The following is a 19310-nucleotide window of genomic DNA, read 5'->3' as shown; positions in this document are numbered from 1 at the left end:
ATATTTGCGAACCGTATTTATGCGCCCGAATTATCTACCGCCTCGAGTCGCAACACGGTGAGCGTCTCGAACGGGAACGACGCCTCACGCGCGACGGTGTGTGAGAAGCCCGCGGCCGTGACCAACTCGAGTACTGCCTCGTACTCCGTGAGCGACGAGACGAGGAGGAAGACGACGCCACCGGGCGCGAGCACTCGACCGACGTCGGTCAAGAACGGCTTGATGACCTCCCGGCCGGATTCACCACCAGAGAGCGCTTGTTCCATCCAGTCGTCCCACTCGTTGTCGGGGTCTGTCGGGAGATACGGCGGATTGAAACACACTGTGTCGAAGGCGTCGGCACGAAACGGCTCGAGGAGGTCGGCGACGACCGCCTCGACGCCACGGTCGCATGCCTCACGGGCCGCGTGCGGATTTCGGTCGCTGCCGACGACGTGGAGACCACGCTCGGTCGCGAGCTGTTCTGCGACCCACCCGGACCCGGTGCCGACCTCGAGGACGCGGCCGTGGGCTCCCGCGACCGCTGCCTCGGCGAGGAGCCCCGAGTCTTCTGCGGGACGGTACACCGTCGGCTGGTCGCGATCGAGTCGGGTCACGTGTCGGACTCCCCGGTGTCGGTCGTCGACGCGCCCGTGTCGGCCGGTGCGTCCGCCTGGGTCGGATCGGCCTCTGTGTTCGCGTTGGTCTGTACGGCGTCCGTCGCCTCGCCGCCGACCCGGGCGTCGAGGGCGGTGTCGACGGCATCGGTCCGGCGCGACAGCGTCTGTTGTGGGAACGGGATGGTGATCCCTGCCGCCTCGAGGGCGGCTTTGATACCGTGCATCGCGTCGGTCTGTGTCCGCCATCGCTTTCGCATGCTCGGATTCGAGATCCAGTAGCGGACGCCGAGCACCACCGCCGAGTCGGCGAACTGCTTCGTCACGGCGTTCGGCTGTGGCATCCGGGTGACCCCGTCGACGTCGACGACGGCGTCTTCGACGACCGCGGTTGCCCGCTCGAGGTCGGCCGCGTAGTCGACGCCGACCTCGACTTCGATACGGAGTCGGTCGCGCCGCGATCGGTCGACGATCGCGCCGGACCGCACCTCGTCGTTCGGAATGGTGACCGTCTCACCGTCGAACGACCGCAGTCGTGTACTGAGGATCGATATCTCCGTCACCGTGCCCTCGTACTCGGCGACCGACACCCAGTCGCCGACCTCGAACGGGCGCGAAAACATCAAGACAAAGCCAGCGAGGACCGCCCCGAGCGTCTGGCGGGCGGCCATCCCGACGACGATCCCCAAAAACCCAGCCCCAACGAGGAGGCCGCCGACGTTGTCGGTGAAGAGCCCGACGGTCACCAGCCCGACTGCGGTGTACACCGAGAGTTGGAGCACCCGCCGAAGCACCTCTTCTTGGTGGTCGGAGACCGCCGTGCTCTCGGCGGCAACTTCGCGAATCACCCCACCGAGGAAGTCTGTGAGGGCGTACGCGCTCGCGAGCAGGATCACCGCGAGCACGACGTTCGACAACTGGTCTGCGATCGCCGCCGACTGGACAGCGTCTACGATTGCGCCGCTTCGCTCCCACACCACGAGGAGCGCGAGCACGCCAGCCGCGGTGGTGGCCGCCACCGACGTCGAGAGGAGTAGCCGGTGCGTCGTCGAGAGGGCGTCAGCGCGACGCTTCACACGGCCGACGACGAGACGGGTCGCGAACACGGCGGCGGCGACGGCAACAGTGACCGCGATCCGTCGAAGTGTGGCGGTGTCGAGTCGATCAACGACGCCAGTAGCGACCGGCATATCCGGTAGGACGACTAACAGCTCGATCGCGGCAAACACGCTGCCAGCGCCGGCCGCAGCGACCATTACGACGGGTCCGCCTCCGGTTCGCCGTGGGTCGCCGCGAGCCGCGCGAGCGCTGCGAATACTGACGGCGAGAGGTCACCCGGTCGACGCGAGAGTCGCGACTCCTCGGCCGCCTCAACGACCGCCTCGGGGGTGCCGAGCCCGGAAATGTGGGCAGTGTTTCGGATGGCGTTTCGAACCGTCTTCCGGCGCTGGGTGAAAAGCGCTTTCACGAAGCGTAAAAAGAACGCCTCATCGTCGACTGTATACGCCGGCTCCCGTGGCACACAGCGGACGACCGCGCTCTCGACGGCGGGCTGTGGGTCGAACGCCTCCTTTGGAATGCGCTCGACGATCTCGACGTCGGCGTAGTGCTGCGCAGAGACGGAGAGCCGGCCGTACGCCGACTCTCCGGCCGACGCGACCATCCGGTCGGCGAACTCGGCTTGAAACATCAACACAAGTGGCCGGCCGGTCGGCAGGAGTCTGAAGGCGATCGCAGAGGAGACGCCGTACGGCAGGTTCGCGACACAGGCGGAAAAGGACGGCAGCGATACGTCGAGAGCGTCTCCCTCGACTACCTCGAGCGCGCCCGTCTCGACGGCCCCCGAGAATTCCGTCTGCAGAAACGCGGCGAATGCCGGATCTCGCTCGACGACCGTAACCCGTCCAGACGGCGACGTCGTCGCCGGGTCGTCCGTACCGTCACCCGCGTGTGCGAGCAGTCGGTCGGTGAGGGCGCCGGCGCCGCCGCCGATCTCGAGGAGGTGGCTCGTGTCGGTGGTTTCCGGAAGGTAGGTCGGGAGTCGGTCGAGCACGCGATCGTCGACGAGGAAGTGTTGATCGCGGTCGGGGTTCGCCTGGGCGCCGGCGCGGCGCGCAAGGCCGTCCGGATCGCGCGACCCGTACGCGGGCGTGGGTCTCGTCGATCGATCGGTCATACCTGAGTGTAGGCCGTCAGCCGGCGTAAACCCCACGTTTGCCGGCTAAAGAGTGTCGACAGCGATACCAGGGAATCCCGAGCGTCTCAGCGACGTTCAAATGCGTTCCGCGACGGTGACGACCGTCGGATCCGTTACGCGTACTTGGCGACGATGGCGAGGACCTCGTCGAGCTCCTCGCCGTCGAGCGAGTAGCGCTCCTGGGCGAACACCGACCGAAGCTCGGTGCGGTCTTCGGGGAGGAGGTCGGTGATCTTCACCGCGGTCGAGACGTCGATTGGATCGAGGTCGATGAGCGCTTCGACGAGCTCGCGGGATTCCTCGGCGTCGAGGTGGCCGAATCGATTCACGTGTTCGATCGCGCGAGCGAGTTCGTACCGAAGCTCTCGCTCCTCGTCGGCTGCGCGGTCGGCTTCGATCTCGGCGAGGATGGCTTTCGCCTCGGCGGTGGTCAAGTACTCCTCGTCGACTTTCTCCTTGAATATCGTCATCTTACTGCTGCGAGCGCATGTGCGCGGCGCGGACGATGAGCGTCTTCGTCGTTCCGCCGTCCGATATCTCGACGGTGAACGCGGCCCCCTGTTTCCCGGTGACGGTGCCGGTGCGACCGTCGAACCGCGGGTGGTACCGCCCGTCCTGCACGCTCGGGTCGATCTTGAGGTGGACGGTCTCGCCGGGTTCGAACTCCTGGATCGCTCGCTGTGGCGGAGACGTGCCACGGTCTCGTGGGTCGTTCGACAGCTTGTTTCGGGTCGCCTTCTGGGGGCCATTGGAACTCGGCATAGTCGTTGAGAAATGATTCCGCTGCCGAGGGTATAAATCGTGCGTTACGCGACGAGGGCGGTATCAGGCGGCACGACAGCTGTCGGGTGCTCTCGAGGGAGCTGTGTGATCGGTCGACCAACCGAGGTGTCGTGGTATCGAAAGCACTAATCACGTCGCTACCGTGGAATATGCGTAATGAGTCATCAGCTGCCGGACGTACAGGCGTCGGCTCCCGACGTGACGGTCGGGCTCTCGCAGGTCGGCGTCACCGGCGTAGAGAAACTCGTCAAGCTCGCGCGCAAAGACGAGCGCCCGATCGTTCTCATGGCGGAGTTCGAGGTGTTCGTCGATCTCCCGAGCGGCCGGAAAGGAATCGACATGTCACGGAACCTCGCGACGATAGACGAGATCTTAGAGGAGATCACCCGCGAGGAAGCGTACCGAGTCGAGGACGTCTGTGGCGACGCCGCAGAGCGACTACTCGAGAAACACGACTACACGACCACCGCCGAGGTGTCGATGACGGCGGAGCTCGTCACACGCGAGGAGACGCCTGCTTCAGGGCTCGAAACCCAGAGTACGGCGACAATAATCGCGAGTGCAACCGCGACAGATGAGGGGACCCGCGCGGAGATTGGCGCGGAAGTCACAGGGATGACGGTCTGTCCGTGCTCACAGGGAATGTCCGAATCACGCGCCCGCGAGGAGCTCAACCGGTTGGGCGTCGACGAGGAGACCACAGAAGCCTTCCTTGAGGCCGTCCCACAGCCGGGCCACTCCCAGCGCGGCCACGCGACGCTCACGGTCACGACCGACGGAAATCCAGCGGTCGACCTTCGTGACGTGATCGACGTCGCCCGCGACTCGATGAGTGCGCGGATCTACAACATGGCGAAGCGTCCCGACGAGGACCACATGACGTATCAAGCACACGCCGACGCAAAGTTCGTCGAAGACTGTGTGCGAGCGCTCGCTGAGGGGACGATAGCCGAGTTCGACCACCTGAATGACGACGCCGTGATTCACATGAAACAATCGAACGACGAATCGATCCACCAGCACAACGCCCACGCGGAGCGGGAGGTCACCATGGGCGACCTCAGAGGCGAGCTCGGGCGATAAGCAGGGTCGAAACGGCGTCTACGCCCACGACTCCGCGACGGCTGCGACCCGCGTCATCAGCTCGTCGGGTGTCGTCGCCGGCTCAGAAATATCGTCATCGACGACCACAACTGCCGATCCGGGCGCCACGCGGTGCGGCGTCGGCGCCCCCTCACGATGGGCGTTCGGAACGACTACTTTCTCGTGGTCTGCGACCCGCCAGGCGGCACGGTGGAGGTTACTCCCCGGCTCGTCGCCGACGACGATCGTCGTCGTTCCTCGCTGGAGCCGACCGACGAGACTGCCGTACGCGGCAACTTGGACGCCGAGTCGGTCGGTCGCACCGGCGAACGCCGCGGCTGTCTCGCGGGCGACCACACGGTACCGGTCCTCGCCGGTGATGGCCGCAAGGTCACACAGCCCCAGTGCTAACTCCACGTTACCATCGAGCGGCCGAAACGGCCGGTCGAGGAGGGCCGGTCCGGACCGCGGCCCGTCGACGAACGAGCCGTCGACGCGAAGTCGGTCGATCGCGCGGTCGGCGACCGCCCGGGCGACGTCGACGCCGGATCCGAGCACGCCGCCGGCCCGAACGAAGGCACTCACGACGCGGGAGACGTCTTCGAGGAGGTCGACGGGGGCGGTCTCGTCGTCGGCCGGCCGGAAGTGGCGTACCCGTCCGGTCTCCGTGTCAACGAGGTCACGCGTGAGCCCGTCGAGGATTCGGTCGGCGTACTCCCGGGACTCGGTGTCGTCCGTGTACGCCGCAAGCGTGAGCAGCGCGTCAGCCGCAAGTGCGTTCACCCCCGCGAAGACGGTGAGGTCTCGACGCGGAGGGTCAAGGTCAGTCCGATCTTCGGCCGGGGCAGCGTAGTACGCACGGCCGAGTCCGGGGCCGAAACTTCCCCCGACGCCGTAGCCAGTCCACAGGTCGTCAGTGAGGAAGCCAGCCGCAGCCGCGGCAGGCTCGCGGTACGCGGATGCACCCGTGTAGAGGTACGCGTGAGCGAACGCGCGGACGACCGCCGCGTTCGTATCGGCGGTTTTCTCGTAGGCCACGTCACTCCAGTCACGTGCACCGGCGAACCGAAAGAAGCCGCCGGCGACGTCGTCGGCGAGGTGATCACGGACCGCATCGAGGGTGCGGAGCGCACGGTCGCGATCGCGGGTGAGCGCGAACTCGACGGTACGTGGGAGCGGGAACTTCGCGTCGGTGCCCCAACCGGCGTGGCGCTCGTCGTACGCCGACTCGAGTTGGCCGACGAGGTGACGCTCAACGGCCCCCGAGAGATCTCCGGCGGGCGGTCGGTCGTCTGTCAGCGCCCGGGGAACGCGGCCGGCATCGCGGCCCTCCTCGCGCCACATCTCTCCAACGGACTCGAGGACCTGGCGCATCCCAGCGACACCGAGGTACCCTGCACCCGTGAGGAGCTCGCCGTCGGGGGTGAGAAACGCCGTGGTCGGGAAGCCACCCATGTTGTACCGCTCACGAACGCGTGGTCGGCGGTCGATGTCGACACGGACCGGCACGAACCACTCGTTGACGTTGGCGGCGACCCTGGGCTCGGCATACGTCGTCACGTCCATCTCATGACAGCCCGCACACCAAGTGGCCGAAAGCGAGAGCAGCACGGGACAATCGCGCTCGTCCGCCTCACGGAACGCCTCAGGCCCCCACGGCCGCCACTCGACCTGCGTCGCGTCGGTCATACGATTTGCTCGGGCCGAGAACCGGTAAGCGCTTCGAGACCGGGAGCATGCGGCCGCGTGGGTCGACTGGCCCGTTAGCGAGTGTTGGCGGTGCCGTCGCGGGTGCCGGACGGCTCCGTGCTACCAGTACCACCGGTATCACCGCCCCCGCTCGGGTCGTAGTCGTGGCCGACGGCGAGCGCGAGCGCGTTGAGACAGAGTAAGCCGAGAAACGCCAGTCCGGTCGTGCCCTCGAGGCCAACCGAGAGCAGTATCGGGTAGCCGATAGGCGAGACGACGGCCGTCCAGAACGCGGCTGCACGGACGGTGTGCGTGAGCTGAGCGGCGAGGGGAACGCGGTGAGCGAGTGCCGGGAGGGAGACGCGAGTGGACATCTGACGACTGGACACACGGGTGGTGGCCACATATAGCCCACAGAGCGTTCGACGAGATTCACGGATTTCACGACGGTTTCGGAACCGTTTACGAGCCGACGAGATCAGCGTAGACATTTTACAAACGCCTGAGAGCCGCCGTTTCGATATCTGTGTTGTGCCGGCAGCCACACGACGACTGCCGAGGGGCGAAACCATTTGTCCATCGCCCGAGCAGCACGGTCATGGACCACGACACCGACGAGCCGGGCGCACACGTATGTGTCGTCGCCTGCGGCGGCACCATCGCTTCGGAGCCGGACGCGGACGGCGCGGCACCGGCGAAAGACGGATCGGACCTTATCGACGCGGTGCCGAGTGTAACCGACTACGCGACTGTGTCGGCGCGCGAAGCGTGTGCACAGCCCGGGTTCGACGTTCGCTGGCGAGACCTCTTTGCCGTCGTCACCGTCGCACGCGAGGCCGTCGCCGATGGTGCGGACGGGATCGTCGTAACACACGGGACCGACACGCTCACCGACACCGCCTATGCGCTTGACCTGCTGACCGACCTCCCCATTCCGGTTGTCGTAACCGGAGCTCAGCGACGGCTCGATGAACCGTCGAGTGACGTTTCAGCGAACCTGTCGCTCGCAGTGAGAACAGCCGCTGACGAGCGGTTCGCTCCCGGGGTTCACGTCGCGTTCGACGACGAGGTCCACGCCGGTCGCGCTGCAGTGAAGACTCACAGCAACGCGCTCTCGACGATGGCGTCGCCGGCGTCAGCCCCGGTCGCGACGGTTACACGGTCGACGACGCGACTGCTCCGGGAGCCATGCCGGGGCGTCGCAAGCGAGCCACTGTGTGCGCCTGACGGATCAATAGACGCGTCAGACCCCGAGGCGGCCGAGGAGTCGGTGCCAGCGGTCCCGGTTATCCCGTCGGGGACGGGCGTCTCGGGGGCCGGGATCGAACGGGCGCTCGATGCCGATGTCGGCGGAATCGTCGTCGAGGGGACCGGCCTCGGTAACGCAACCGGTGCCATCGGTGACGCCATCGCCGAGGCCGTACCGCGGGTACCGGTCGTCGTTGCTGGGCGGCCGGTAGGGCCAACCGAACCGGTGTACGGCACGCCCGGAGGCGCGGTCACGCTGTCCGAGCACGGTGTCGTCTTCGCCGACGACCTACCGGCAGCAAAGGCCCGGGTCGGCGTAGCGCTTGGACTGGCAGCCGGCGTCCCGAGAGAGTCGCTCGGCAAGCTCTTCGTGCGGCCCTGAGCGCGACGCGGCTGTCGCCTGCGCCCCCGACACACTTATTCGATGGCGACGTACCTCGACCCATGCATCAGCTATCCAGACGGTCGACGCTGTCGGGCGTCGGGACACTCGGCGGACTCGCGACACTTGCCGGGTGCGTGGACGACGGCGGAGACGGATCGACGGACGGCGGGTCAAACGCGGGAGTCGACACCAACGCGACCGGCACCGACGTCAACGAGGGCGGCTCGTCGTCTGCAGTCACCGACGTGACCGTCCACCAGGTCGGACGGGCACTTTCGGGTCCCGCCTGGCGACGGGACGAGCGACCAGGGTTTTGTACGTTGATCGAAGCGCGCGATGACGCGGCGTGGCTCCTACGCGACGCCGATACCGAGACGACCGCTTTCGTCGAAGAGACGGACTTCGACGCGGCGGTGCTCCTCTACGTCGAGTCGGTTGGACCAAACACCTGTTACGGGCATATCACAGTGGAAGATGTTTCTGTCGACGGTGACCGGCTGACGGTGACTGCGACCGCCGTCAACACGGGCGACGAGGGAGCGATCTGCGGACAAGCGATCACGTTCGTGGGTGTGTTCTGTCGGGTTGCGGTTGCGTCGGCGCCGTCGACGACGCGTGTCACCATCACTGACGGGTTCGACACGACTACCACCCTGTCGGCGGCCGACGGCGTCCGCGACCCCGCCGCGCTCAACGGTGTCGTAGAGCCGAGCGGTGACCCACCGGCGGTCCCGGCTGCATTGACCTGCTCGGATGAGGCGTTCGAGCGCGTAGGGGGTGGCTACGAGCCGCCGGTAAACTGGGGAGCAGGTGGCGGTGTGACGACTGACTCCGGTCTAGCGCTTCGGGTACACAAGCCCGACGGGAGCAACGAGACCACGAGCAACGGCGGCGAGCGTGAGAATGGGTCAGTACGGTTCAATCGAGGCGATACGGTCCAGATCCGGTTAACAAACGTCTCGGCGCGGCCGATAGGCGTCGAGAACCGGCACAAATACGCATTCGAGGTACAGACCGCGGACGGCTGGGTCGACGTGCGCGGCGACGACGACGGCGTGTTCGAGTACACCGACGAGCTGATCCGGCTCTCCCCAGGAGCTGGATTCGAGTGGTCGATCGAACTGACCGAGTCCGGCGTCGTCGCCGACCATCCGCAGTCGAGCGCGCGGGTGTGTCCGTCGCTGCAGCCGGGACGATACCGCTTCGTCTTCCGGGGCGCGAACAACCTCGCTGTCGCCTTCGACTACCTCGGATGACGGGGCTCCGATTCGTCGCCTGCGACCGCTGTGCGACGGTGTTCGCGCGGCCGTCACCACCGGCATCGGCGGAGCGATGTGACGTCTGCGACCGCGGCCACCTCGAAGATATCACGGACCGACTCGGTGGTGACGACTACTTCGCGAGCGCGCTGCGTGAGGACCCGTGAGCTGAGCCGCGTGGGTATCGGGGTGTGAACCACGTCGCGTGAGCGACGAGGCGTCACACGCGGTCACACTGCGTCGGTCGGCGTTGAACACCGCAGACAGAGCGTCGTGTCGGCGACGTAGTTGACGTCGTCCGACCCGCAGTCCGGACAGCGGAACCGTCCCGTGTTGTACTCGGTCGACCCACGCGGCGCGTGGAGTTTCCCGTCGGAGACCCGAGCCTCGACGATGGTCGCGGTTCGGGACCGTTTGAGCCGAACGCGGCGGTCGAGTGCGTCGTCGCCGCTGCCGTGGAGGTCGTCCCACGAGAGGTCGTCCGGCCGTGAGAGGTGTGCCGCGAGTTCCGTGCCGGCCTGGAGGAACGGGCGACCGGTCTCGGCGCCCGGCGAGTCGAGCGTGAGGTCGCCGTACGCTGCGGCCGCACGGTCGTACGCCTCGCTCGCGCGCTCCGTATCGCCGATGGTTGCACGGAGGTCGCCGACAAACTCGTGACACGCCGCTTGCTCGACAGGCGTCTGAAGCACGTGCTCACGGAGCTCGCCGGCGACGACGATACCCTCTGCAGCGTGTGCACGAGCCCGTCCCGCCGCGCCGGCGATCCGACGACACACCGCCGCGGTGGCGAAGGCGGCGAGTGCGCTCCCAGCCCGGGAGCGTTCGGTCGACTCGTACGCGCCGTGTCCGGTCGGTCCGTGACCGGCGAGGCCGGCCCTTGCGGCGGTGACGTAGGCGTCGGCGGCTGCGTCGTACCGCGAGTGGCCGAGTTCGCGGATGGCTACGTCTCGTGCCGGGAGGTCGTCGTCCATACAAACGGGTGGGGAGACGGCCGGTTAACGGGTCCGATCTGGACCGTCTGCGGGCCGCGATTCGCGGGCAGCGATCGGCCGCGCACCGGTCAGTCGTCGGCTCGCGGCAGCGACAGAGTGACGCGCGTGCCGCGTGGGTCGCGGTCGGTGACCGCGATCGACCCCGCAGACCGGTGGACGATCCAGTATACTAACCAGAGCCCGAGACCGCTCCCGTGTGAGAGCGACTCGATTGCACGTCCCGAGACGAGCACCTCGCGGTCGAGATCCGGCATCCCGGGGCCGTCGTCGGTGACAGCGATGGTCACGGCGTCCTCAGCGGGACGGTCGGCGACGCAGATCTCGACGTGCGGCGACTCCCGGTCGTGGTGTGTGGTCGCGTTCGCCGCCAGCTCTGTGACCGCCGTCTGGATCTCGTCGGTCACGAGCGCGAGCGTCTCGGTTGGCGCGTCGACGGCGACGGTCGCCGCCGGATAGTCGTCGTCGAGGTCGGCGGCGACCTGCCGCGCCGTCTCGGCGACGTCTATCGGCCGACGGGTCGCATCCTCGCTGAGCACGGCCGTGATCGCCCGCGACTTCTTGCTCGTCGAGAGGAGGTCGTCGGCGTGCGAGACGATGGTGGCCGCGGCCGCCGCCGACTCACCGGTCGTCTGCTCGCGGATGTCGACCGCGGTACCGCGAATCACGTTCATGTCGTTGCGGATGTTGTGGCGCAACACGTTGTCCATCACCCGAAGCTGTCGAGTCCGCTCTTCGAGGTCGGTGACGTCTCGGCAGATAGCGAGGGTGCCGGCGAGCTCGTCGTCCTCGTCATAGTACGGGTAGCGGCTCGTGCTGAAGAACGCCTCCTTGCCGCTGTGTTCGAACGTCGGAGAGATGGCATAGTGAGCCGGTGACTCGGTCCGGAGCACCGCTCGCTTCTGTCGTTCGATCCGCGTCGCGGTCTCGTCGTCCATGAACGCGTGTTCGTCGGCGCCGACGAGCGCCGACCCCGAGAGCCCGGCGAACTCGACGAGCGCCTCGTTGAACAGGACGAACGCGCCGGAGCGGTCTTGTAACATGATCGGGTCGTCGAGCCGTTGGACGATGTCGCGGTGTCGCTTGAGCCGGTCCTCGAGCGCCCGCTCGTCGGTGACGTCGACCAGGACGGCGACCGTCGCGGTGACCACGTTGTCGTCGACGATCGGCGCGACCGTCTGGTCGACGACGGCCCGCTCGCCGTCGGCCTGCCGATGAATCACCTCGCCGCGCCACGTATCGCCCGCCTCGACCACGTCCCAGACCCGCTCGTCGCGGCCGCCGTCTGGCGAGGAGGCCCGCAACATCGACGCGTGTTCGCCCACCGCCGCTTCGGCGGCGTACCCGGTCGTCGCCTCGAACGCGGGGTTGACGTACTCGATCGTGCCGTCTGCGTCGCCGATCCAGATCGCGTGTCCAGACGCCTCGACCGCCTCGCGAAACCGACGGAGCGCCCTCGCCCACGAGCGCAGTTCGAGCGACTGGTCGCGGAGCCGCAACAGCGCCCGGATGCGCCACGCGAGCTCCGCCTGTCGGATCGGCAACGAGATCAGCTCATCGACCGTCGTCGAGAAGGCGTTGTCGGCGAGCTCGCCGCGGTCAGTTTCGAGAAGGTCGGGCGTCACCTCTGAGACGAGCAGCAACACCGGCACCAGCGCGGGCGTAGCCGCCGATTTGACCGCCTCGATCGCGTCGGTGTATCGGCGCAGCCCGCCCTGGTCGGTGATACAAAGGTCGAAGGCAGCAGCCGTCAGCGGCTCATCGGTGTCCGCGACCGCGTACGCGTCGTGGTCCTCGAGCCACTCACGTAACACGCGTCGGTTCCCGTCGTCGGCGACGAGCGGGTAGATACGGGGCGGCTCCGCAGTGGGTTGCGTGTCGAACGTTACCCCGCCGAGGGGTGTGTCGAGGTCCTCAGCCATTGTCGTGCCAGTCCGGCGTCCCCGTCAGGATGCCGCGGAGCTCAGAGAGCGGCTCACCGACGACGATACCCTCGTCCGTGACCTCGAAGAGGCGAAGACCGGTGTCGACCGCGCTGGTTCGTCGTTTAAGTACCCCGACAACTTTCTGCAGTTCGCCGCGATACTCGACATGGCGGAACACGACGATGTCGTCTGCGAGGTGGCTCACGCGTTGTTCGGTCGCATAGAAGTCGCCGGTGATCTGGTGTACCTCGTTGGTGAACAGCCCGGTGACGCCGATGTTTCGCAGATACCGAGCAACGGCGACGAGTGCGTCAATCGGGTCGCCGGTATCCTCGGCAAACGCCCGCTCGAAGCCCGCGACGCCATCGATCGAGACGACAGTTGCTCCCTCCTCAACCCGCTGTTGGAGCCGGGCGGTGAACTCGTCGACGGTCATCTCGTTAGGACCGATAGACTCGATCGCGACGGTACCCGCCTCACGTAGCTGGCTGAGTGGAATCCCGATCGATTCGGCGCGTGCGACCATCGTTTGGGGGCTCTCCTCGAAGCTGTAGAGCACGGACTCCTCGCCGCGGCGTGCGGCCTGTGTGATGAACTGTAGTGCCGTCGTCGTCTTGCCGACGCCCGTCGGCCCACTGAGAAACGTGAGCGCACCCATGGTGATACCGCCATCGAGGAGCCCGTCGAGGCCCGCGACACCCGAGGCGAGCTCATCGAGTGGGCGGTCACGGTGGTGGCGTTCCGGGTCAAGCTGTGGCCATAGACGCATTCCCGCATCGTCGATCGTCACCGTGTGGGGACCGCGGCGGGCCGCCGATCCACGAAATTTGGGCACCGAGAGTGTCCGGCGGTGCTCGTCGACGTCGAGTGCGATCACGGCGTCGACGAGGAACTGAAGATCGTCGTCTGGAACTGAGCTCGCCGCCTGTGAGGTCAACACGACCGTGACACCGCGCGCTTTCAGGAAATTAATGAGTCCGAGCACCTGCGTCCGAAACTGCCGCTCATCCGGGGCGAGGTGCCTGAGCTCTGTGATCGGATCGACGAGGGCCCGGTCCGGCTCAACGCGGTCGACGCGATCGCGGATCGACTCGGTGATCGGCGACCGTTCGACTTCGTCGGCATGAAACAGATCGTAGGCGCTGTCGCCGTGGAACGCGTCGCCCGACGGCGAGAGGTCGAGAACGTCGACGGTGTCGGTCGGCCGATCGAATCGGTCGGCCGTCTCGTGAAGATACGCGGGTGGCTCACCGAGGTTGATGTACAACCCGGTGTCGGCCGGGTCGGCCGTGAGAAAGTGGAGGCCGAAGATGGTCTTGCCGGCGCCAGGAGCACCCCGAAGCAGGGTCGCGGACTCCGCGAGGAGTCCACCGTCAAGCACCCGGTCGGCGTTGGGGACGCCCGTCGAGCACCGGTCGCGCTCCGTCGCCATCGTCATTGACGGATTTCACGCGGCCGCTAATATAATACGATCGGTCGGGAGACCAATCACCAGTCGGGAGAGACGATCGGACGGTTCACCCGAGCGCCGACAGACGACGGCGGTTAGCCCGCCGCGCTCGTGATTGCTCCTTCGAGCGTGGTTCGGTCTTGGGCACCGACGAAGCGGTCGACGGGTTGTCCGTTTGCGTAGAGGACGAATGTCGGGACGCCGCGGGCGTCGAGCTGTTGGGCGAGCCCCTGGTTGGCGTCGACGTCAACCTTCGCGACGACCGCACCGGTCTCGCTCGCCAACTCCTCGATGGTCGGCTCCATCATCTGACAGGGCCCACACCAGTCGGCGTAGCAGTCGACCAATACGACGTCGTGCTCGTCGACGAGTGTCTGTAGCGCGTCCGGTCCGGATACGTCGACTGGGTCTGTCGGCGCTTCGGTCGCGTCGACGTTCCTGGCCCCGTCTGCGTCGGTGCTGGCTGCATCGGCTCGGGCGCCCCCATCTTCGAATCGCTCGCGAAGCTGTCGGCGTTTCCGTTCGCGAATCTGTTCGCGCTCGTTGCGGGCAGCCTCGTCGCTCGCGTCTGTGTTGTCGGCGTCGCTCATGCAGCAATATTGTCTATATTGAACAATATGCTTTGCGGTCGGGTGGCCGACCACATATATGTCGCGGGAGCGAACAGTTCACCATGGCCGAGCACGACGCGGTTCGGATGGACGACGACCAGCGCGACGAGTTCCTCGAGCGTGCCGGAACCGGCGTGATCGCTCTCGGGACTGACGGCGACGAGCCCCCACACGGCGTGCCGGTCTCGTACGGCTACGACCCGGTCGAGGAGGTGTTCTACTTCCGGCTCGCCGTGGGCCCGACGCGGTCGAAGGGCGCCCTCGATGACCGCCCCGTCACGTTCGTCACCTACGGGGATCCGGACGACCGATGGCGGAGCGTTGTCGCTGCCGGACGGCTCGTCTCGACGACAGACGACGCGGTCGCCGACGAGACGATCGCCGGCCTCGAGCGAACCGGCCGGATACCGATCGTCGACATCTTCGGCGAGCCGACCGCAACCGTCTCGTTCGCGTTTTACCGGCTCGATCCGGACGAGCTTACGGCGCGGATCGAGCGATCACTCGAGCCATGAATACCGAGTGGTGTGGGTGAGTGGTCTTCCGATCGAGCTCACACCACGCCGAGCCCGACGAAGCCGACGTAGCAGGCGCCGACCAACAACCCCGAGTGGAGCAGGGCGCCATACCGACCACCGGCGGCAGCCCCGGCAAACCACCCCGAAGCGATCAGCGTCGCCTGCGCGACGACATATAGTCGAAACCGTTCTAGCGCCGGCACCACGGAGACGACGTCGAACGGTCCGCCGAGCGCCCTCGCAATCGAGACGAGTCGGTCAGCGTCCATCACGCCGGCGGTTATTACCGCGATGAGCCCGGCAACCGACAGCGCCGCCACCCAGCCGCCGACGACGTACCGCCACATCGCCTCTCGAAGCGCACGCTTCTCGTGGGTGAGTCGGTCGACCTCAATTTGAAGCGTCTCGAAGACGGCGTCGACTGCAGCACCCGCGTGGAGTGCACCAGCGACGAGCCCGACCGTCCGGTCGGCGAGGGGCGTGTCGACGCGGTCGACGAACCGGTTGAGTGCGGCCGTCCGAACGTCCCCGGCAGCGGGCTCTGACAGATCCGACTCGCCAATGCTGTCGGCTCCGCCGGTCGTGCTCATCGACAGCGCAAACGCGAGTGACGCAACAGTGGCCGAGAGCACGCCGAGATCGGTCTCGCGCGCCGCGGTCTTCACGGCGGCGGGAAACGGCCGGCCGATCGACGTCTGGCGTGCGACCGCGTAAACAAAATCGGCGAGCCGGCGGTCTTTCGCGTTGTCAATCCGGCGGCGTCGAGCCGCCACGAGTCCGACCGGCAGGGCAAACGCAACGTACGAGAGCAACGCAACCGTCACCAGCGGGTACCCGGCGTACGCGAGCCACCCGCCGACGAGGGCGGCTTGTGGGAGCGCCACCACGGACGTGCTTGCGGGATTCGACAGCGCGGTCTGCATTGCCCCACGAATCCCGGGGGGACGGCGGTAGATCGGATGTGACCCAGTCGGTCTGAGGGCGCTCGTCGCTGTGACACCCACGATTCCGACACCAAGGAGAACACAGACGGAGAGATACACCGCCAGCGCACGGGGTGAAACGGTGCCAACCGGTGTCACAACCGGGCGAGAAAGCGCCGGAACGAACGCACTGGCGACAGTCACCCCAACGACAAACAGCGCAGGGACGACTAAGACGAACACAAAGAGCTCAGCGACGGGTTGTAGATATCGCCGCGCCCGCGTTTGTGCATGCTCCTGTCGATGCGCGAGGAGGCGACTTTCCGTCCGGAGGAATCCCGCAAGTGCCTCGTCGCCCTGTGAGAGATGCTGGCGGAACTTGAGTAAGAATGGGGCGAGCAGGTCACGAGAGGGCGTGTCGCGCGCGACACGCCTGAGCCCTGCGTCGAGGCTTCCCGTGATCTGTGCCGCATTGAGCGCTTTCCGGAACGAGACCGCCGTCCCGCCGTACGCCTCGTTACTAGACACTCGTGTGACCATCGTCCGGGCGTCATCGCTGCCTGCGGCGAGGACGTCGAGATACCGAACCGCTCCTGGAAGCGTGCGTTCGATTCGCGTGCGCCGCGCATCGACGAGCCAGCGAAGGTAACGACCGCCGAGAGCAATCGTCGCGCGTTTAGCTACGATCCCGGCGAGAACGGCGAGAACGGCGGCAATCGACGTCGGCGAGAGACTGGGTGTCACAAACGGTGCGTCGCGAGCGAACGCCCGCGTGGCTTGGGTGGCGATCGTCGGAGCCACCGTCGAGGCAAAAACGAATGCCGGCGGAAGCGCGAGGAGACACCCGACCCACGAGAGCGCGTACAGCCGAGCAATGAAGATACTGAACGGAGTGGACGCGGTCGCCCCACGGTACCGGACGCGGTCGCCGTCGTGTCGACGATCGTCGGCGTGACGAGCGAACAGCGTGTACGCCGCCTCGTCGAGTCGAACGAGCGGTCCCCACCGATTCGGTCGGTCGAGGGGCCCAGAGTGGTCTACGAAACCGGCACGAACCGAAAGAGCGGGACGAGCTGAAGACCCACGTCTGTCCTCCGTCGTGCCACCGCGATCGATCGGCTCGTCCACAACAGCTGACCGAGCCGCCTCGGTCGCTCCATGATCGGTCACGAGGCGCCCCCTGGGACGTCGCCACCGCCATCACCGACGCCATCTCGTTCTTCTGACCGTGGAGACCGCGAGGTCGCCGCAGTCACGTTGTCGGGATCGACGGCAGCCGCGGCTCGGTCAGTGCGCAGCGAGCGCGCAACGCGCTCGACGGTCGCCGCCTCGTCCGCCCTGAGATCCGCGAGAAATTCGAACAATTCGGTGAAGTCGTCGATACTGTCGCGCACGAGGTACTGCACGTAGCGGTGTTTTGTGTGAAACTCGGTCTCAACCTCGGCGACATCCCGGTCGGTTCGGTCCGCCAATCGGGCGAGTGCGTGCATCCCCCGACCTGCATCGGCGTTCGATGGCTCGTCGGTCGGGAGCCCCGTCGTCTGAACCGTCCCGTCCGGATCTCGCCACGCGATCGTATTGTAGTGAACCGTCGCACCGGGTCGCTCGACGACGCCGGCACCACCGTGTTTTGGATTACCGGTTCGGCTTGTTCGTGCGGCCGGGTCGAGCGCCTCGTACTCGGCCGGAGAGAGCGGTTCGACAGTCTGGGTGACGTATCGATCACCGCCGACCTGCCTCAGGAAGACGATGAGGTCGACCTCACGCAGGAGGTACGGGGGAAGCCCCCGCTCAATAGCGCGGTTGACGAGGGTGTCGACGTCGGCCGCGTGCGTGGTACCGACGACGCCATGGCCCGCATTTACCGTTTCTGCGAAGGTCTCGAAGCTCGCTGGGGTGTTGATCTCTGCTATCACCTCGACGTCCGGGTTGAGGTAGTTCGCCTCCGTCATCAACGCGGCCATGTGCACCGATTTGTACTCGTGTTCGTGGTCGCGCGTCGTGAGCGCGACGCCGGTCTCGTGGGGCAGTCGAACCTCCCGGGATCCCTCGTCGATCGAGATGGGCCGGTCATCAAAGGGGATAAACGGCATATGCGCGTTCATCAGCGTCGTCTTGCCGGCCCCGGTCGGTCCCGCAAAGAGGACCACACCGTGGTGTTCATACAGCATCCACAACAGCGTGACGAGCGGGGTGGACAGCGCGTTCTGGCGGACGAGATCGACTGGTGTCAACGGGTTGGCTGCCTGCTTCCGGATAGAGACGTGTGGACCGTCTGCTGAGATGGCGGGTAACGCGACCGCACAGCGGACCGTCTCCGGGACGGCCTCAAGCTCGAGGTTCACTTTCGCCGAAGGGACTGCCGGGGTGAGCTCGACACCATCACGAGCCGCCAGGCGGGTAACGACGTTGACGAACGACGCTTCGTCGGTGAACGCGAGGTTGGTCGGGACCCGACCAGCACCACCGAGGGGGGCGACGCCGGTGTGACCCGGCGACCCTTCCCCGTCAGCATCGAGCAGCGCCGGCCGGGGGACCACTTTCACGCGCTCGTCGACGCGATTCGCCTCGATATCTTCGAGGTGGGGGTCACGGATCGGGACGGTGAGCACGCCCTCACCGACGAAATCGCGCACCACGTAGTACACGAGGTCGTCGATCCGGTCAGTTTCGGTGGGTGGATCCACCGGCTGGGATCGGGATACGCGACCCGTGAAAAGACGGCGAATACGAGCGGCTGCGCGGTCGAGCAGGCTATGAGAGGGACTTCCCGCGAGTCGCCGTGAGAGGTACCGTTGAGCGTGGTCGGCCACAAATCGGTTGAGGTCGTCGATCACGTGGTCGACGGGCGTCTCCCAAATGCGTCGTTTACACTCGCGGATCAACAAGTCGTCACCCGGGAGCAGGTCGGGCTCGAGTGCGGCGTACTTCACCTCGAACGCGTCAGAGCCAAGCAGTCGCTCACGGTACACGACGACGTCGACGGTAAAGCCGGCAAACTCGACGGTGTACCGCGCCAACCGCTCGCCGGCGACCCGCTCAATAAAGTCGGCGTCCGCGTCGACACCCGTCTCGAGCGGGGCAAACGCGTCCGTGTGTACGATGAGTTCCTCGTCGTCACCGACGTCGGCGACAGCGATCCGTTCGTCCAGTGCGATCGGGGTGAGGTCGCCGAATAGCCGAAGCGCACGGAGCGCGTGGTAATCGAGTCGCCGTCGTGCCGCATCGCTTACCGAGAGCAACCGGTCGAGCACCCGGGTGTACTTTGGTTCGAAGCCGGTAGCGGCGAGTTCGATCGCCCCTGCACGGGTGAGCGGACGGCGACCGCGTGCTGATGCGAAGTGCGCACGGACCGCATCGAGAGCGGATTCGTCAGCCGATGAGAGCCGAGGCTCGCGGACGTCATACGCGAAGCCGCCGGTCTCGAGTGACCGAATCGTCGCTACAACGCCAGGTGCCGATTCGTACTGGGCGCAGACGTCGGGCGCGTACCAGGCGTCCGGGTCGGCTGGCGGAATCGGCGCCGGAACCGTTGCCTCCTCGTCGTCGCTACCACCGCCGATCTGTAGGGTTGGTCCGGGAGTCACGTCAACCTTGTCCAATCGTGGTGGCTCCCGCGAGTAAGATAAACTTCGTTTCATGATTCTGAAACCA

18 protein-coding genes are annotated in these 19310 nt (G+C 66.4%); 5 read left to right on the top strand and 13 right to left on the bottom strand.

Going from position 1 to position 19310, the window contains the following annotated elements:
- Positions 1 to 17: 17 nt before the first annotated feature.
- The 5 genes from ACWUI7_RS01395 to ACWUI7_RS01375 all read right to left on the bottom strand — a co-directional run bounded on the left by ACWUI7_RS01395 (position 18) and on the right by ACWUI7_RS01375 (position 3555).
- Positions 18 to 596, bottom strand: a complete 579-nt coding sequence (locus tag ACWUI7_RS01395) for a HemK2/MTQ2 family protein methyltransferase (protein ID WP_496640367.1) — start codon at positions 594 to 596, stop codon at positions 18 to 20.
- Positions 593 to 1786, bottom strand: coding sequence for a mechanosensitive ion channel family protein (locus ACWUI7_RS01390; protein ID WP_496640585.1), 1194 nt, complete (start codon positions 1784 to 1786; stop codon positions 593 to 595). Before ACWUI7_RS01390 ends, ACWUI7_RS01395 begins: the two co-directional genes overlap by 4 nt.
- A 65-nt stretch (positions 1787 to 1851) precedes the next feature.
- The gene (locus ACWUI7_RS01385) at positions 1852 to 2772 is read right to left on the bottom strand and encodes a 16S ribosomal RNA methyltransferase A (RefSeq protein ID WP_496640365.1); all 921 of its coding nucleotides are present in this window, start codon (positions 2770 to 2772) and stop codon (positions 1852 to 1854) included.
- Between the two features lie 134 nt (positions 2773 to 2906).
- On the bottom strand, positions 2907 to 3263 hold the full coding sequence (locus tag ACWUI7_RS01380; protein WP_496640364.1) for an RNA polymerase Rpb4 family protein: 357 nt from the start codon (positions 3261 to 3263) through the stop codon (positions 2907 to 2909).
- A 1-nt stretch (position 3264) separates the two neighbouring features.
- The gene (locus ACWUI7_RS01375) at positions 3265 to 3555 is read right to left on the bottom strand and encodes a 50S ribosomal protein L21e (protein ID WP_496640362.1); all 291 of its coding nucleotides are present in this window, start codon (positions 3553 to 3555) and stop codon (positions 3265 to 3267) included.
- Positions 3556 to 3732: 177 nt separating this feature from the next.
- On the opposite strand from ACWUI7_RS01375, the gene mptA reads away from it, so the two are divergent.
- Complete coding sequence (gene mptA, locus ACWUI7_RS01370) at positions 3733 to 4659, top strand: GTP cyclohydrolase MptA (RefSeq protein WP_496640361.1); 927 nt, start codon at positions 3733 to 3735, stop codon at positions 4657 to 4659.
- 18 nt (positions 4660 to 4677) lie between these two features.
- Here the strand turns inward: mptA and ACWUI7_RS01365 are convergent, their stop codons facing one another.
- Together ACWUI7_RS01365 and ACWUI7_RS01360 are read right to left on the bottom strand one after the other, a co-directional pair.
- On the bottom strand, positions 4678 to 6348 hold the full coding sequence (locus ACWUI7_RS01365; RefSeq protein ID WP_496640359.1) for a DUF255 domain-containing protein: 1671 nt from the start codon (positions 6346 to 6348) through the stop codon (positions 4678 to 4680).
- A 74-nt stretch (positions 6349 to 6422) separates the two neighbouring features.
- A complete protein-coding gene (locus ACWUI7_RS01360) occupies positions 6423 to 6722 on the bottom strand; it encodes a DUF8028 family protein (protein WP_496640358.1) in 300 nt (99 codons plus the stop codon).
- Positions 6723 to 6946: 224 nt separating this feature from the next.
- Between ACWUI7_RS01360 and ACWUI7_RS01355 the strand changes: the two genes are divergently transcribed.
- The 3 genes from ACWUI7_RS01355 (at position 6947) to ACWUI7_RS01345 (ending at position 9407) form a co-directional block, all read left to right on the top strand.
- Complete coding sequence (locus tag ACWUI7_RS01355) at positions 6947 to 7978, top strand: asparaginase (RefSeq protein ID WP_496640357.1); 1032 nt, start codon at positions 6947 to 6949, stop codon at positions 7976 to 7978.
- A gap of 62 nt (positions 7979 to 8040) precedes the next feature.
- Positions 8041 to 9237: a hypothetical protein gene (locus tag ACWUI7_RS01350; RefSeq protein WP_496640356.1), complete on the top strand. Its 1197-nt coding sequence runs from the start codon at positions 8041 to 8043 to the stop codon at positions 9235 to 9237.
- Positions 9234 to 9407: a hypothetical protein gene (locus ACWUI7_RS01345; protein WP_496640355.1), complete on the top strand. Its 174-nt coding sequence runs from the start codon at positions 9234 to 9236 to the stop codon at positions 9405 to 9407. The genes ACWUI7_RS01350 and ACWUI7_RS01345 overlap by 4 nt, the downstream gene beginning before the upstream one ends.
- A gap of 63 nt (positions 9408 to 9470) precedes the next feature.
- Here ACWUI7_RS01345 and ACWUI7_RS01340 read toward each other — a convergent pair whose 3' ends face one another.
- The 4 genes from ACWUI7_RS01340 to ACWUI7_RS01325 all read right to left on the bottom strand — a co-directional run bounded on the left by ACWUI7_RS01340 (position 9471) and on the right by ACWUI7_RS01325 (position 14194).
- Entirely contained in the window at positions 9471 to 10211 is a 741-nt protein-coding gene (locus ACWUI7_RS01340; RefSeq protein WP_496640354.1) for a hypothetical protein, read from the bottom strand.
- Between the two features lie 89 nt (positions 10212 to 10300).
- On the bottom strand, positions 10301 to 12151 hold the full coding sequence (locus ACWUI7_RS01335; protein WP_496640352.1) for a PAS domain-containing protein: 1851 nt from the start codon (positions 12149 to 12151) through the stop codon (positions 10301 to 10303).
- Positions 12144 to 13592 (bottom strand): ATPase domain-containing protein, encoded by a 1449-nt coding sequence (locus ACWUI7_RS01330; RefSeq protein WP_496640351.1) that lies wholly within the window; start codon positions 13590 to 13592, stop codon positions 12144 to 12146. The genes ACWUI7_RS01335 and ACWUI7_RS01330 overlap by 8 nt, the downstream gene beginning before the upstream one ends.
- A 107-nt stretch (positions 13593 to 13699) precedes the next feature.
- Positions 13700 to 14194, bottom strand: a complete 495-nt coding sequence (locus tag ACWUI7_RS01325; RefSeq protein ID WP_496640350.1) for a thioredoxin family protein — start codon at positions 14192 to 14194, stop codon at positions 13700 to 13702.
- A gap of 83 nt (positions 14195 to 14277) precedes the next feature.
- Here ACWUI7_RS01325 and ACWUI7_RS01320 point away from each other — a divergent pair, with 83 nt between their 5' ends.
- Entirely contained in the window at positions 14278 to 14730 is a 453-nt protein-coding gene (locus ACWUI7_RS01320; RefSeq protein ID WP_496640349.1) for a pyridoxamine 5'-phosphate oxidase family protein, read from the top strand.
- A gap of 38 nt (positions 14731 to 14768) precedes the next feature.
- Here ACWUI7_RS01320 and ACWUI7_RS01315 read toward each other — a convergent pair whose 3' ends face one another.
- Together ACWUI7_RS01315 and ACWUI7_RS01310 are read right to left on the bottom strand one after the other, a co-directional pair.
- Positions 14769 to 16826 (bottom strand): type II secretion system F family protein, encoded by a 2058-nt coding sequence (locus ACWUI7_RS01315; RefSeq protein ID WP_496640348.1) that lies wholly within the window; start codon positions 16824 to 16826, stop codon positions 14769 to 14771.
- Positions 16823 to 19243, bottom strand: coding sequence for a type II/IV secretion system ATPase subunit (locus ACWUI7_RS01310; protein WP_496640347.1), 2421 nt, complete (start codon positions 19241 to 19243; stop codon positions 16823 to 16825). The genes ACWUI7_RS01315 and ACWUI7_RS01310 overlap by 4 nt, the downstream gene beginning before the upstream one ends.
- Positions 19244 to 19310: the final 67 nt, after the last annotated feature.

This window comes from Halorubrum orientale (genome assembly GCF_059623105.1).
Note: the sequence above shows the minus strand (reverse complement) of the source record. Positions and strands in the feature narration are given on the sequence as shown.